The sequence below is a fragment of the Flavobacterium pedocola genome, assembly GCF_053764385.1.
This window is the reverse complement of the sequence record NZ_JBSNCR010000004.1, coordinates 179,814-194,241: the sequence shown is the minus strand read 5'-3', so window position 1 is coordinate 194,241 and position 14,428 is coordinate 179,814. Positions and strand designations below refer to the sequence as shown.

The 14,428-nt window shown below is 39.8% G+C and carries 14 protein-coding genes; all 14 read right to left on the bottom strand.

All coding sequences use genetic code 11. The features are described from left to right. Positions 1–2: 2 nt before the first annotated feature. The 14 genes from ACWPKD_RS10765 to ACWPKD_RS10700 are packed head-to-tail and all read right to left on the bottom strand — an operon-like array spanning position 3 to position 14,427. Entirely contained in the window at positions 3–1,016 is a 1,014-nt protein-coding gene (locus ACWPKD_RS10765) for an ATPase (RefSeq protein WP_455412683.1), read from the bottom strand. Between the two features lie 2 nt (positions 1,017–1,018). Further along, positions 1,019–2,011, bottom strand: a complete 993-nt coding sequence (locus ACWPKD_RS10760) for a glycosyltransferase family 2 protein (RefSeq protein WP_455412682.1) — start codon at positions 2,009–2,011, stop codon at positions 1,019–1,021. Position 2,012: 1 nt separating this feature from the next. Continuing rightward, the gene (locus ACWPKD_RS10755; RefSeq protein WP_455412681.1) at positions 2,013–3,545 is read right to left on the bottom strand and encodes a glycosyltransferase family 2 protein; all 1,533 of its coding nucleotides are present in this window, start codon (positions 3,543–3,545) and stop codon (positions 2,013–2,015) included. A gap of 10 nt (positions 3,546–3,555) precedes the next feature. Continuing rightward, entirely contained in the window at positions 3,556–4,704 is a 1,149-nt protein-coding gene (locus tag ACWPKD_RS10750; RefSeq protein WP_455412680.1) for a glycosyltransferase family 4 protein, read from the bottom strand. Further along, positions 4,695–5,333 carry a CatB-related O-acetyltransferase gene (locus ACWPKD_RS10745; protein ID WP_455412679.1) on the bottom strand — a complete coding sequence of 213 codons (639 nt, stop codon included), beginning with the start codon at positions 5,331–5,333 and terminating at the stop codon, positions 4,695–4,697. The genes ACWPKD_RS10750 and ACWPKD_RS10745 overlap by 10 nt, the downstream gene beginning before the upstream one ends. Beyond that, a complete protein-coding gene (locus ACWPKD_RS10740) occupies positions 5,326–6,744 on the bottom strand; it encodes a UDP-glycosyltransferase (protein ID WP_455412678.1) in 1,419 nt (472 codons plus the stop codon). The genes ACWPKD_RS10745 and ACWPKD_RS10740 overlap by 8 nt, the downstream gene beginning before the upstream one ends. Then, on the bottom strand, positions 6,731–7,630 hold the full coding sequence (locus ACWPKD_RS10735; protein ID WP_455412677.1) for a hypothetical protein: 900 nt from the start codon (positions 7,628–7,630) through the stop codon (positions 6,731–6,733). The genes ACWPKD_RS10740 and ACWPKD_RS10735 overlap by 14 nt, the downstream gene beginning before the upstream one ends. Positions 7,631–7,632: 2 nt before the next feature. Further along, positions 7,633–9,060, bottom strand: coding sequence for an MBOAT family O-acyltransferase (locus tag ACWPKD_RS10730; RefSeq protein ID WP_455412676.1), 1,428 nt, complete (start codon positions 9,058–9,060; stop codon positions 7,633–7,635). Next, the gene (neuC, locus tag ACWPKD_RS10725; RefSeq protein WP_455412675.1) at positions 9,061–10,182 is read right to left on the bottom strand and encodes a UDP-N-acetylglucosamine 2-epimerase; all 1,122 of its coding nucleotides are present in this window, start codon (positions 10,180–10,182) and stop codon (positions 9,061–9,063) included. It abuts the gene before it with no gap. Between the two features lie 6 nt (positions 10,183–10,188). Beyond that, on the bottom strand, positions 10,189–11,235 hold the full coding sequence (locus ACWPKD_RS10720; protein WP_455412674.1) for an N-acetylneuraminate synthase family protein: 1,047 nt from the start codon (positions 11,233–11,235) through the stop codon (positions 10,189–10,191). Next, a complete protein-coding gene (locus ACWPKD_RS10715) occupies positions 11,232–11,885 on the bottom strand; it encodes a hypothetical protein (protein WP_455412673.1) in 654 nt (217 codons plus the stop codon). The genes ACWPKD_RS10720 and ACWPKD_RS10715 overlap by 4 nt, the downstream gene beginning before the upstream one ends. Before the next feature lie 6 nt (positions 11,886–11,891). After that, positions 11,892–12,554, bottom strand: a complete 663-nt coding sequence (locus ACWPKD_RS10710; RefSeq protein WP_455412672.1) for an acylneuraminate cytidylyltransferase family protein — start codon at positions 12,552–12,554, stop codon at positions 11,892–11,894. Next, positions 12,544–13,464 carry a glycosyltransferase family 2 protein gene (locus tag ACWPKD_RS10705; protein WP_455412671.1) on the bottom strand — a complete coding sequence of 307 codons (921 nt, stop codon included), beginning with the start codon at positions 13,462–13,464 and terminating at the stop codon, positions 12,544–12,546. Before ACWPKD_RS10705 ends, ACWPKD_RS10710 begins: the two co-directional genes overlap by 11 nt. Further along, the gene (locus ACWPKD_RS10700) at positions 13,465–14,427 is read right to left on the bottom strand and encodes a glycosyltransferase family 2 protein (protein ID WP_455412670.1); all 963 of its coding nucleotides are present in this window, start codon (positions 14,425–14,427) and stop codon (positions 13,465–13,467) included. Between the last annotated feature and the right edge of the window lies 1 nt (position 14,428).

Genomic DNA, 14,428 nt, shown 5'->3' with positions numbered 1-14,428 from the left:
ACTCAGACTAAATCTCTGATATCTTCATTAATTAAAACAAGTTCTTTCGTTTGTTTAGCTTCAAAATCAAACGCTTTATAATAGCTTTCAAAATATAAGACCACATTCTTTCGCAAATGCAAAATTTCAGCTTCCGACATCGACAACGCTAAATCGATTACGTTCGCAATATCTTTTTGATCGTGATAGACCAGACAGTTTACCTTATCTTCTAAAGAAGGATTCAACCAATTTTCATAATTGATGATAGGAATTACCCCTACTGACATGGCTTCAACCACATTGTGGCACATGGGCATGGTCATCCCAGGGGCGCAAAACAAAAAATTGGAGGCAGACAGGTAATGACGCCATTTATCGTTTGGAATCGCACCGTTTTGCCATTTCATCAGGACAAATTTATCTGAAAAAACTTTGGAACTTAAGCCTTCCATCAGTTCGGTCCCGGTTATTTGCACTAACGAAGGATGTTTGACAATTTCAGAATAAATCTCCCAACGGTTAAGCATCTTAAAATTATCCCTGATCAAAGTCGTATCATAAATTTTTGCTTCAAAATTGCCACTGATGAGAATCCCGATATTTTTTTCAAGCAAAACAGGTTCCGGATGCATGTAATTTCGCGGATGCATGATATACGGCAAAGCCTCTGATACATATTCATCTTTAGAATACACCTTCCTGTAATTGTAATTTACCCTGAAATCTGCTTTTTCAGAATGACTGAATACTCTAAATGTTTTGGGTTTGGAAAAAGGTTTGGAAAAATAAATAAAATCGAGTTCTTTAAACCATTTGGCAAAAAGAAAATAGCGGAACAATGAAAATTCAATAACTATGGGATGTTCGTACTGTTGCCGTATCCTGAAAATAAGATTTAAATAGGTCCTGATCTTGGTTCTGTTGTTCAGGCCAATCAAAATAACCGGTTCAGGCTCGTTATAGAAACGAATGTATTGGAAGTTCTCACGAAATTCTTTTACTTTTCGGCTGATTTTCTTTTTCAGTAGGTACATTCTTATCGGGGTGTATTGTAAAACAAGCTCAACCAACCAAAAAATCTTCCTAAAGATTCGGTCAGTGCTTCTTTTTTCTTGTTAGTGGTAAAGATATTGGTAAATCGGATACCGGTCAGCAAAAGGGTTATCGCATGCCACTTCAATTTTGATTTAAAAGACGGCTTAGGATGCTTAACCCGCCAGACATAGTAGCCATTGCGGACAACCATTTTACCATAATCATATTTATTGGGTCTTCCCGAAGCATCGTGATAATGCGCCAAACAAGCCGATGTATTGACAAACAACGGACCTTCTTTGGAAAGCCTTAAGGTAAAATCGGCATCTTCATACAAACCGTATCCTTCAAAATAAGTGGAAAACTTCATACGCTGAAAAACTGCCTTTCTAAAGGACGAAACGCCGCCCATCAATTGCTCCACCTGATACGTTTTACCCGATGGCGGTAAAAACCCGATGCTCCGTCCGTGTGAGAACTCCGGTAAAAACCCCGGCTGTCGGTCACTGTCCAGATTTAACTTTTTTCGCCAAACAAAACGGCTTCCGTCTTTACGCTTCCAGCCATCGTACCAAAACTCGTTTAGGGCAGGTTTGTAATGCGCTTCGGTTTTGGTCCAGTTTACTTCATTGGTAATATAACCTCCGACGCCTAAAGCAGTTGGATGAATCGTATAAGTCTTGAGGATTTCTTCAAAATAATCAGGTTCCAAAACGGTATCATCGTCCAGAAAGCAAATAATTTCAGAGGAATCCTGTACTCTTTCAATACCAAAATTCCTTTGTTTGGTCAAGCCCCGGTGTTTTTCTTCAACTAAATAATACTTAAGATTTCCAAAGGGATTTTCTTCCAGCATCGTCTTGGTCAACTCGTCCGGTGAGCCATCCACTATTAGGATCTCATCCGGATATCGCGTCTGACCGGCTACAGATTTCAAAAGCGTCTGAAGCGGTTTCGGTCGTTTATAGGTACAAACAATCAGTGAAAAAATCATCTTAGCTGTTTTTCAGTTTGGTCGCCCAGTTCATACTACATTCCCATTGCTTTCTCATACGGCTAATATAACCAAAAGGATTTTTAATTTTCTGATGACGGTAATGCTTTAAAAACAAAGACGTCTTATACCCGTTCCTTTGTTCCGGGGTATGGTATTTTAACTTATAAAGCATAATCGTTGGAGAAGGCTTTGGCGGGATTGGCTCCTGACTCCAGGCCAAAACGGGTTTCACGCGGAATCCCCCTACCGGTGCTTTCAGGTGCAAAAGCTGTGGCTGTGGAAAATACAACACATCGTTTCCGTGGTTCCGGAGTTGCATCCCGAAATCAGCATCTTCCCCAAAACCAAATTCAAATCGTGTATCAAAGGTTAAACCGGATAACGCTTCGGCCGGAACAAAACTGCAGCCGGATCCGAAAGTTCCCCATTGCTTAACCTCATGGATATAAGGCCGGTCATTTTCCCTTAAACAGGCTAAAGTCATGGCTTTACCTTTGTATAGAAAGGCATTGACCAAACAGTTTTCCAGTAAATCTTTTGAAAAACGGATGTCATCATCGGCCAGAAAAACCCATTTCCCGCTTACTTCTTTCAAAGCAAGGTTTCGGGCATTGCAAGCTCCGGACTGATGCGTAAAAATATGTTTGATTTGAAAAGGCCATGAAGTTCCATCGGTTAAATAATCCAGTTCCGATACTGAATTTTCCAGTGGATTTTGCTCTACGATGATTACTTTCCGTGGCAAAACGGTTTGTTGTTTTAAATCCAGCAATACGTCGTGCAAATATTTTTTCCTTCCGATAGTTGGAATGATGATGTCAATCGTTTCTTCCGAAAAGGACCTGGAATCCGGAGTTTGGCCCGTTTCATTTTTAAAAACAAGATTTCGTTTCTTATACCGCAACGAATTTAAAAAAGGGAACAAAGCAATACTTCTTTCGTAAAGAAACAAATTCAGTAACAACAGAAAAATCCATTTGATGTGATAATGCTGTTTTACAAATCGGAACAATTCGAAATTTGATTTCCTGTGAGGCGCTAACACAAGCTCCTCCAACAATAACTTAGGCTCCGAATAGCACAGCATTCCTTGTTCCAAAACCAGCTTTGAAAAGGATTGCAGAAAATAATCGAAGTTGGAATCCGGTTTTAACCCACTTGAAACCTGACGTATCCATTTAGCATCGGTAAATCCTACACTCGAACTAACTTGCCAAGTTGGATACTTAACTTTCTTATTAACTTTTATAAACAAAGAAGGTTCAACGTACCCGATCTTTCTTCCCAAATATTCTTCTTCCCTTGGATTAAAGCCGTAAATAACGGGCACTTCCGATTTAAAATCAGCAATAAAACCAAAGTTAAGTATGGGGTACAGGAAATCATCACACCAGACCAGTCTTTGCTCCGGGTATTGAGAAGCCAGTTGCAACAGTACTTCCGATATCGATTTCCCATCTGAAAAAACAACCTGATTGTTCCCGTCTGCAACTTTTACTACCTTATTATCACTATGAAGGATTAAAATCAAATCGTATGAATTATATTGTATTGTAATATGCTATGTTTTGTTTGGCGATCACATCAATCGAAAACAAATTTAAAACTTTCTCGCGAGCCTTTTCCCCAAATTGTTTCTGCAGGGCATCATCGTTCAAAAAAGCCGTAATTCGTTCTGCGAACAAACCGTGTTCTTTCGGATGCACCAAATAGCCTTCCACTCCATCGGAAAGCAGTTCAGATGACCATCCGATATTTGAAGCCACAATTGCTTTTTGCATCGCCATAGCTTCCAGCCACGATACCGGAAAAGCTTCGGCAAATGACGGATAGACACAGACCGCAGCTTCATTAATGTGCCGCGCCACTTCGGTATAGGGAACACTGCCTAAATAGTTTACTTTCTCAAAAGCCTCCTTAGTAAACAAAGGCTTCATCAAGGCAAAAGTAGATTTGGAACCCGTAACAATGTCGGCACTGTCTTTACCTATCAGAATTAATTCTGCATCAGGATTTTGAACAATGACCCTGTTAAAAATCTCAGGCAATTCCAACAACCCTTTTTTGCGAATCAAGGTTCCTAAATATAGTATTTTTTTAGTGTCTGCTTTGGCAACTGTATTGGCAGGATTAAAAAGCGCTACATCTACTCCATTGTGTATGATGGTAAACGGACATCTCAAGCCAAAGATTTCATTGGTTTTTTCGGCGGTATAACGACTGACAGAAAGCCATCCGTTCGCCTTTTGCAAAGCTCTTTTCTCTAAAAAACGATTGATCCACTTTACTTTCCTTCCATCCAAATGACAAAAATAGGTATCACTTCCGTGCAAACGAATTACTATCGGGCATTTGTTAGGTTTGATAAAAGATGTGATTCCCGTCCAATCCGGAGTTTCCACTACTGTTATTTTATTTTCAGCATAAAGTGTATCGATCAGACGTTCTATTTTCTTTTGGGTAAGGTATAACGATATCCCTTTGAAAGTGACGTTTTTTATTTGGTAAACCGAAATGCCGTCGTCCTCAAAAAAGCCGTCTTCTTTCTGACGGTACACCAATACGCTCACCGCAACTCCCTGCGCCTGTAAACCTTTAGCCAGTAGTTTGATACTGGTACCGATACCAGCAGCATTACCGGTTTTCGCATGCGGGTACTCAGGGGTTAGAAACGCTATCTTCAAGTCCATTTGTTTATGAATTCGGTTATTGGGAGATAGAAATCCCCGACATTTTCCTCCACTTTTTCAGCCGGCCAATCCCACCAGGCAATCTGTTGCATCTTTTCAATTACTGTTGCATCGTACTTCATTTTCGATAGCGCTGCGGGGACTCCGCCAACAATGGCATAATCCGGAATATCTTTAGTAACCACGGCTCCGGCCATAACCGTTACGCCGTTTCCAATAGTTACACCAGGCATAATGACCGCATTCATTCCGATCCAGACATCATTGCCTATAACGATATTGCTTTTTTTAGGCTGTATTTCCTTTTTAAAAATCGCTTGTGAAACGCCTCCTATGGGAAGATCTGCATTTTTCATATGGTTAAAATGCGGAAAACTCGTCACCTCGCTAACCAAATGATAACCGCAATCCAAAACGAAATGAACATCGTTGGCAATCGAACAATACTTTCCGATGGTAAGTTGTGAATCTTTGTGCCATTTCCACACAAAAGCTCCGTTATGATAAGTTTTGTATCCTATCGAAACATTGGAAGCCTTATCCAGATATACTTTGCGCTGTCCTTCTAAAAAAGTAAAATAACTTTTCCCAAGTAGTTTCCAGCCTATTTGTCTTATCCATTTAGTCATTCGAAATGATTTTTGTGATGCCTTCCCAAATATTTGCCGAAGCTTTTTCAACAGGTTGTTTAGCAATAACGGCAAACCATTTCTGAGCCTCTTCGACAGGATTAGATTCTTTTGACAGTATAGTTTTGATTACATTCTCAATTTCTGTGGAATGGTTCAGCCATAGCACACTTTTCTTGCTAGGCATGGAACGAAAATGGATGTAATTGTATATTTTCTTAACCGACCAGTTCTTGTCTAATTTATTGGGCACATCGTAATTCAGGTAAACGCAGGGCTTTCCATGCGAAGCATAATCAAAGACCATGGACGATCCTAAATTAATAACAAACTCCGTATGCGCGATGGTATTAACCTGTAAATCGGCATCTTCCGGTGTTGGCAGGATAGCATTCCATCCGCCGCCTAAGTTTACCCATTTGGGATGCAATTTGACTATTAAATCGCTGTTCTTCTGCAGCACTTCTTCAAACCTGTTTGAAAAATCGGCCGGGCTTGGCCTGAAAACAATCCCTAAAGATGCTCCTTCTGCATTCAGCTTTCTAACCGCATCTGCCACGTCCTGAAGGTATTGTGGATCATCCGGACAGGTAGTAATATCATCTCCGGAATAGCAAATGTATTTTTTAGTTATATCCAAACCGTTATCCTGAAAAAACTGCTCCCGCGGTAGTTTTTTGGCCACATCAAAATGGGCTTCGAACTGCGGCGTACCGGTTACTACAACCTGTTCCTCTTTTATGTAGGGATAATAAAACATCAATTCCTGCTTCATGTAATCGCTCCACACAAAATAATAATCGGTTTCCACCACCATGGTCGCCTTAGGTAAATTATCCCAGGAAAATATAAAGGTGGCGGTTGGTATTCCCAATTCCTGAGCCGCTAAAATTGGTGAAATACCCAAAACCGGTCTCTGATTAGTACAAAAGACCATATCCGGTTTTTCATCTTTCAGGGTTTGCAGGCAGACTTTGTAATAGTCTGTTTTACGCTCACAGTCTTTGATTTTTTGTCGCAATCCGGCCAAGCCTTTTTGGGAAGCATGCCACACCGTTAACCCCTGAACCGCAATACTTTTAAAGCTGCTTTTCAAAGTTTTATACGACAAGGGAAACCTGTAGGTATCGTAAACGGTATCGTTTGTTTTTTGAATGTTTAAATTTAACTCAATTTGTTTTCTGGCATTTTTATAAACATCTGTAAAGGGATGAAGCTTTGGTCTCTCGATTTTTACTTCCTCAAACCCTAAATCTGTAAGCGGAAATGGAGTATTGTTCCAATACACGATATCGTAGCCCAACTTCTTCCCTATCGAATAAAAATCCGTATAGGCAAAATTCCTTAAGCCGACTCCGTCCGGAAGTAATATGAATATCTTTTTGTTCCCCATTCCTTTAGTCGTTCCCATAATGTTTTTTCCATGCCACAGCAAAAGCTTCCGAACACACTTTTCGCCCTCTTTGGTTTACGTGGATATTGTCATAAAAACAATCCTCCGAAACCAGATTATAATGGTTTACAAAAGTATGCTGTTTCGGAAAATCACTGTATTCCAAATCTGAATTATACAAAGGTGACTGATACAAAACCAGTTCCGTGTTATGCTTTTTACAAAGCTCCTGTACTTTGTAAAAATACGGGTTTTTAAAATCCCCTTTCATCGTCTTACGTTTTCCCGGTGTTGGTTTTCCGTTGAAATCCGGATACGAATAATTCCCTTTAGCATCGGAACGGTTTTGTTTTTTGGGATTCATCGCACTTAAGAACGAAGGGAAAAACAATTCTGTATTGTAATAGCTTATGGCCAGTATCGGTATATATTTAGAATAGGTCAAAACTTTGAAATTCCCCTCTTCCATTTCGGCATAATATTCATGAACATAGTCTTTGCTTAGTTCTGATGCAAAACGATAATCGTTGTTGTTTAATTTCGCTTCGGTGGAAGAAACATCCCAGGGTGTAATGCTCAGAACGAGTTTATCGGTGGTTTTTCCACAGTTGTAAAAATGTTCCAACATTAAATAATGCGAATTTAAAGACGAATCATCCATACTGATGTTCAGGCCCTGAGTATGCAATGCAGAATCTATCGCAATGGTATTCAAAGTCGTCAGTCCTGTACTGGAACCTAAAACAACATAATCAAAATGGGTTTCCTTAACTCCGTTTTTCACGAATTGAGGCTTGTAAAAATTAGATTTCCCCAAAAAGTAAAGGTTCAAACAGGCTACTCCGTTTAACAACACAAACAATACCAGTGCATAAGCCGCTATTTTTATAAGAAACTTTTTCATCTTTAAAACTGAAAATAAATAAAGTCTGCCTGATTTTTAAACGATCCCATAAAGAAGATCAGCAGTAGGACAAATACAACCAAAACATTAGACAATCTCAGATTCTGAACACCTTGCCTCATATGTCTTGCTTCAACAGCCAATAAAACAAAAACGCTGAAAAGACAAATGGCAGTGGTTAGAAAATACCTGCTGTTTTTATAAAAGTAATGTAGTGACGGCGCATGCCAGTCAAACATGCCAATAATATAGGTTATGGCTTCCTGCACCGTATCTGCCCTAAAAAATACCCAGGCAATGCACACCAGTAAAAACGTAAGAAGTACTTTTGGTAAATCTTTCAGACGGAAATACTTATCGGCCAAACTGTTTCTGTTACTATCCGTTAAAAGCAAAGGAATGAACAACAGGGCATGAATCAATCCCCAAATGATGAACGTCCAATTGGCGCCGTGCCAAAATCCGCTCACCAAAAAGATAATCATGGTGTTGCGCAAACGCATTACTTTTCCACCTTGGCTTCCTCCTAAAGGAATGTATAAATAATCCCGGAACCAGGTCGAAAGCGATATGTGCCAACGTCTCCAGAAATCGGCTATGTCTTTTGAAAAATACGGAAAGTTAAAGTTCCGAAGCAGTTCAATGCCAAACAATTTCGAGGTCCCTAAAGCAATATCGGAATACCCGCTGAAGTCCCCATAAATCTGGAAGGCAAAAAACACGGCACCCATCCACAGTTCTGGGCCTGAGTAATTGGTGCTGTCTTCAAAAAGTTTGTTGACAAAAAAAGCACAATTATCGGCTATCACAACTTTTTTGAACAAACCCCATATAATTTGCTTCACGCCTTCAGAAGCCTGAGTATAATTAAAAACACGCGATCGTTTAATTTGCGGTAATAAGTGAGTTGCCCGTTCGATAGGCCCTGCCACCAAAAGCGGAAAGTAACTTACAAACAACGAATAGGCCACGACATCTCTTTCCGGTTCGATTCTTTTTTTATAAATATCGATTACATAGGATAAACCGTGGAAGGTGTAAAAAGAGATTCCTACCGGCAAAATGACATCCAGTACCCAAAAATTGGTCTGAATACCAAATCCGGACAATAACGCCGCAAAGGAATCTGAAAAGAAATTATAATATTTAAAAATCCCTAAAAACCCAACATTGATTCCAATACTGAGCCAAAACCAAAATTTTCTCAATTTTTCATTGGGCGCATCGTGCATTTTCAATCCGGTGAAATAATCCAACCCGGTCGAAAACATCAGAAGAAACAAAAAACGCCAGTCCCAACAGGCATAAAAGTAGTAACTGGCTATAAGCAACAACAGGTTTTGCCATTGCAAACTTTTATTGTTAACCGTCCAGTACACTGCAAACACCAACGGAAGGAAAAGCAAAAAATCTATGGAATTAAAAAGCATTTATATGTCTCTAAATTGTTTTTGATGATTCAATTGCCAAATATCGTTTTTTTCCAAGGAATTCAAAAATAACTGAGCACTGTCGCCTTTCCCAAAATCAGAGGAAGTTGGCTGTGTTTTGTGTGAATCTATTATCTTAAGTGCGGCTTCAATGCTTTCTTTATCATAACCAACGTTAAGAATATCAGCATGAAGCGCCCTGTTTTGCTGACGGGTTCCGATGTTGATAATCGGCAGGCCATAATAAGGTGCCTCACGAATCCCCGCGCTGCTGTTTCCTATAATGAATTGTGATTTTTTCAGCAACGTAAGGAAGTACTCAAAACGCAACGAAGGGAAAACCCTGAACCTCGGATTGCCTTTAAACCTATCGTACGCTTTTAAAATAGCCTGGCTCCCTAAATCGTTGTTCGGAAAAATAACCACATAATTATGCGTATCCTCTAACAAGGCACTTACAAAAGCGTCGGCATATTGTTCCATGTATTTGGCTTCGGTCGTAACCGGATGGAACATGACCACGGCATATTTTTCAAAGGCTATTTCATAGTACTTTTTAACAACATCCAAATCCGGCAACGCATCTGAAAACATAATATCAACATCCGGAGATCCGATGGTAAAAACGGATTCGGAGAGTTCTCCCATCTGTATCAGTCTGCTTTTAGCCAAATCATTCGACACAAAATGAATATGGCTCATCTTGCTGGTGGAATGACGGATCAACTCATCAATGGTTCCCGAAATCTCCCCTCCTTCAATATGCGACACCAGAATATTGTTCAGTGAACCGACAATAGCTCCGGCCAAGGCTTCTACCCGATCGCCGTGAATCACAATCATGTCGGGCGAGCATTCTTTTACATAGGCTGAAAGTCCTTCAATGGTTTTCGCCAATGTTAAATCCATAGTGGTTTCGTGGGTGTGGTTTTCAAAAGTATGCACATTCGAAAAGCCGCAACGCTCAATTTCCAGAAGCGTATAACCATATTCTTTCTGCAAATGCATCCCGGTAACAAATACGAATACCTCAAACCCCTGATGTGCTTCAAGAATTTGGATCAACGATTTTATTTTACCGAAATCCGCACGTGTGCCGGTTAAGAATACTATTTTTTTCATAGCTGTTTATTCGAAATCACCCCAGTCTAACTGTTCATCGTTTTCAATAGTTCTGGTTGCTTTTTTCCCAAGTAATCCTTCAAAATGTTCCGCTAAAATTTTACCGGTTCCCGGGCGTTTCACCCAGATATTTTCTTTAGTGAACACTTCCCCGGCTTTAATTGGCGCAATCGAACAAACGGTAGCAAAGGCGAAGTCGATAGTGACCTGTTCTTCCGCTGCCGGTTTCTTGGTCCCTCCGCGCATCAATGCCATTTCTGCACTGTTTACAATCAGTTCTTTACAAGCCGTCTCATCCATACTGCATACAATATCAGGGCCGGTACGGTTCATATGGTCGGTAAAATGACGCTCTAAAATTGAACCTCCTAAAGCCACCGCTCCCAAACAGGCATTGTTGTTTAGTGTATGATCCGACAAACCGAAAACTTTGTCCGGAAAAGCCTGATGCATTTCCATCATTGCACCAAAACGCACCAGGTGAATTGGTGTTGGGTACAAATTAGTCGTATGCAATAGCGCTACCGGTATTTTATGTTTATCAAAAATGGCCACCGCCTTTTGAATGCTCTCTATGGTATTCATACCGGTACTCAAAATAACCGGTTTTCCGAAAGAGGCTATGTGCTCCAGCAAAGGGTAATTATTACATTCTCCCGAACCAATTTTATAAGCCGGGATGTCAAATTTCTTTAAACGTTCTGCTGCTGCTCTTGAAAAAGGTGTGGAGATAAAAATCATCCCTTTGCTTTCCACGTAATTTTTCAGTTCTAATTCTTCTTCTTCATTAAGAGCACAACGCTCCATGATTTCATAAATGGAAACATCCGCATTTCCCGGAATCACTTTTTTGGCCGCTCCGCTCATCTCATCGGAAACAATATGGGTCTGATGCTTCACCACCTCAACACCTGCCCGAAAAGCAGCGTCTACCATTTCTTTGGCTACCTGCAGGGATCCTTCATGGTTGATTCCTATTTCGGCGATTACTAACGGTGGAAAATCCGGACCAACTTTTCTTCCGGCAATTTCTATATAGGGTTTTGAATTCATTTTCTGTTAATTTTTCTGATTTTTCGTTTGATATACGTTGCCGCTTTTTCCACAAACCAATACCATTTCATTTCAAGAGTCGGGTTTGTAAAAATTAATTGGCCTCCTCCTTTATAGCTGTTCACGCTTCTGCCTTCATGGGCATACGAGGGGTTTTTCTCCAAAGTAATGACATTCACATACAAACTATTGGGAAAAACATCTAAAATCGTTTGGGTTTGGGCTTTTCGGTCGCCTTCCACAAAAAGGATGGCGTGTTTTCCGCAATAGTCTTTAATATTTTTCAAAGATTCGTCGAGCCCGTCAATTATAACAAAATCAAAATCCTTATTTGTAACCTGGTTAAGCTCCGAAAAAAGGAAAATACTTTCATATTCTTCAACATTGTTCTTCAAAGCAGCGAGACAGAACTCATTCTTTTCGGTTCCGCTGTAGTGAATCCCCAGATTGTTCTTTTTATTGAATTTTAAAACAGTATCGGATACCGAGCCAATTCCCATGCCCAATTCTAAAATCTTTTTCGCCTTAAATCTGGAAATCAGTTGCAATATTGTTGCCAAAGCAAATTCACTGGCGATATAGTCACTTCCCTCCAAAGAACAAAAATGCTTATAATTTTCAACAGCAAGGTTCTTTATTTCTCCCCTCATAAAATGTTAGTTAGTTTTATTTAAAATGTACTCCGCATAGTCAAAATCTTCCTGTGTATCGATGTCGATCCCGGCAAAGACACTAGTGACTATCATGGGAAATGCCTCCTGACTGATAATGGTATCCTGTTCAATCAAAGAAGCTTTGGTAATATAAAGCAGTCCGTTTTCAAAATACAAAGGCTCCAGATCCTGGCTGCGCTGCCCAATTTCGTAGTTATACGGCTCGAATTGATTATTGTTTATTTTTCCTAATTTATGCAAATTCCTTGTTACGGTAAATAAACTTTCGTGCTTCCCAGAGGTAAAAACCTGAAAAGCTTCCTGAAGTAAATCCTCCGGACGTAACGGATTGGTTGGTTGCAGTAAAATTACATTTTCAACAGGTTCTATTGTACTCAAAACGTGCTTCAGCGCGGAAACCGTTGGTTCAAAATCACCTGAAAGTTCACTTGGCCTGTCTACAACCAATGCGCCGAATTGCAAAGCCACTTCTTTTATCTTCGCATCGTCTGTTGATACATAAACCTGATCGATAAAATCATGCTTTTGGGCATACTTTATACTGTGGACCAACAAAGGGATGCCGCCCAACAACATGGTGTTTTTACCGGGCAGCCTTTTTGAACCACCACGGGCCGGAATTATCGCTATTGTTTTATGACTCATCTTCAGGATTCCAATATACTTTAAACGCAGGCAATTTACTAAATTGATTTAATTCTTCTGATGTTAAACGGTTGCTCTGGCTAATTAATTTAGGCATATTAACCAAAACATCGCCCATGGCCTGCAGTATTGCCATTGTTGCTTTAAAACTACCTTTAAAAACTTTGGTTTTTAATTGTATCCATAAGGTATAGGCTAATTTTCTCGGAATTACCTTCCAGGGATAAAACATGAAATACAGGTACCAGCCTGCCCTCAACGCTCTTCGCTGTCGCAACTGATAGTCTTTATTGTTTTTTCGCGCAGACAAATCAACACGATGGTGTACTAAAACTTCCGGATTGTAATGGACTTCCCAACCTTTTTTGAACAATTGGAGTGCCGCAAAATCTTCTTCCCCGTAAAAAATAAACCAAGCCGGATAATCCGGGATTTCCTTCCAGGCTTTCATCCTCCACACATGACCACACCCCACAAAACTCTTCACTCGTTTGCTTTCGTCTTTTGAGGTTATGGAATGAGGTTGTTTCGTACTCCAGAAAATCCTGAAACTCTGAACACCGCATTTTGGATGTGCTTCAAAAAAACGGTCTATCAGTTCCAACGAAGAAGCCGTCAGGAAATTAGCGTCATCATCTAAAGAAATGGCATAATCAGAAGAAATGGCATTAAGCATTCTGTTTCTGCTGAAAATCAAACCTTTGCTTGTTTCATTACGCATTAACTGAACTTCCGGGAATTGATTTTGAACCGTTTCAAAAGTACCGTCTGTTGAACCGTCATCACAAATAATACATTCCGTATCATCGCGTTGCAATAAAGGCCGTATTTCGGAAAGCGTATACAACAAATCCTCCAACCTGTTCTTGGTTGTGATTAAAATACTGTATTTGATTCGAGTTGATTCCAATTAAATTTTTTTTGCGATTTTACCGTAAATATAAATCCCTTTACCCGTTCTTTTGTATAAGCTGGCGATCCCTAACAATACGTTGATCTTCCATTTTTTCTGAAAAGACAGTTTCTTCTTAAAATCCCTCATAAAACTTCTGTACTCCTGATAATAACCGTTGAGCAGTAAAGCCCTGAAACTGTTAAGGCACGTAACCAACACCCGTTGCTGTACTTCCTGAGGAATTTGAGGATTATTATAATTATCGTTAAAGATATGTTGGCGTACCCGGATTTCCGAATTTAAAGCACTCAGATTGCCTTTGTGAAAAGTTCCGGTGATGGAGTCCGAATGCGCTCTTATCTGAACCAAAACCTCATTTTGCAATACCACTTCTGCGTTGTGGTCTTTCAATATCCGGTAGATAAAATCCAAATCCTGTGCCCTCGAAAGCGATTCATCAAATAAATATCCTTCCACTACATCTCTTGAAAACAACACAATTTGTGTATTTAAAGTTATGTCCCCGGAAATGTAGGTTAAAAAAAGATTCGTTACTTTTTCATTTAAATATTGCGGAACTATATTTTCTGTTTCTCTATTTCTAAACAAATGATATTCGCAGACAGCAATTTGTTTTCCGGTTTCTTTTAAAACCTCCAATTGTTTTTCCAAAGCATCCGGTAAAAGCACATCATCACTGTCAAACCATTTCACATAAGCCCCTTTACTCTGCTCGAAACCATAATTACGACAAGCATTAGCTCCTTTTTTACGGTCTGAAGGTCTTTCAAAATATCGGAAACGGGAATCTTTTTTCAGATATGTTTCAATCACTTCTCTTGAATTATCCGTAGATCCGTCATCCACAAGTATACATTCCCAATCAGCATGCGTTTGCTCCACTATCGAATCGAGTGTTTCTCCAATGAGGTTTGCCCTGTTAAAAGTTGGTATGATAATCGAAATAAAAGGCTGCAAA

What these genes read in the sequence shown, in the direction of transcription:
- ACWPKD_RS10765 (WP_455412683.1), bottom strand. Translation starts at nt 1,016, where the DNA reads ATGTACCTACTGAAAAAGAAAATCAGCCGAAAAGTAAAAGAATTTCGT.
- ACWPKD_RS10760 (WP_455412682.1), bottom strand. Translation starts at nt 2,011, where the DNA reads ATGATTTTTTCACTGATTGTTTGTACCTATAAACGACCGAAACCGCTT.
- ACWPKD_RS10750 (WP_455412680.1), bottom strand. Translation starts at nt 4,704, where the DNA reads ATGGACTTGAAGATAGCGTTTCTAACCCCTGAGTACCCGCATGCGAAA.
- ACWPKD_RS10745 (WP_455412679.1), bottom strand. Translation starts at nt 5,333, where the DNA reads ATGACTAAATGGATAAGACAAATAGGCTGGAAACTACTTGGGAAAAGT.
- ACWPKD_RS10740 (WP_455412678.1), bottom strand. Translation starts at nt 6,744, where the DNA reads ATGGGAACGACTAAAGGAATGGGGAACAAAAAGATATTCATATTACTT.
- ACWPKD_RS10735 (WP_455412677.1), bottom strand. Translation starts at nt 7,630, where the DNA reads ATGAAAAAGTTTCTTATAAAAATAGCGGCTTATGCACTGGTATTGTTT.
- ACWPKD_RS10730 (WP_455412676.1), bottom strand. Translation starts at nt 9,060, where the DNA reads ATGCTTTTTAATTCCATAGATTTTTTGCTTTTCCTTCCGTTGGTGTTT.
- neuC (WP_455412675.1), bottom strand. Translation starts at nt 10,182, where the DNA reads ATGAAAAAAATAGTATTCTTAACCGGCACACGTGCGGATTTCGGTAAA.
- ACWPKD_RS10720 (WP_455412674.1), bottom strand. Translation starts at nt 11,235, where the DNA reads ATGAATTCAAAACCCTATATAGAAATTGCCGGAAGAAAAGTTGGTCCG.
- ACWPKD_RS10715 (WP_455412673.1), bottom strand. Translation starts at nt 11,885, where the DNA reads ATGAGGGGAGAAATAAAGAACCTTGCTGTTGAAAATTATAAGCATTTT.
- ACWPKD_RS10710 (WP_455412672.1), bottom strand. Translation starts at nt 12,554, where the DNA reads ATGAGTCATAAAACAATAGCGATAATTCCGGCCCGTGGTGGTTCAAAA.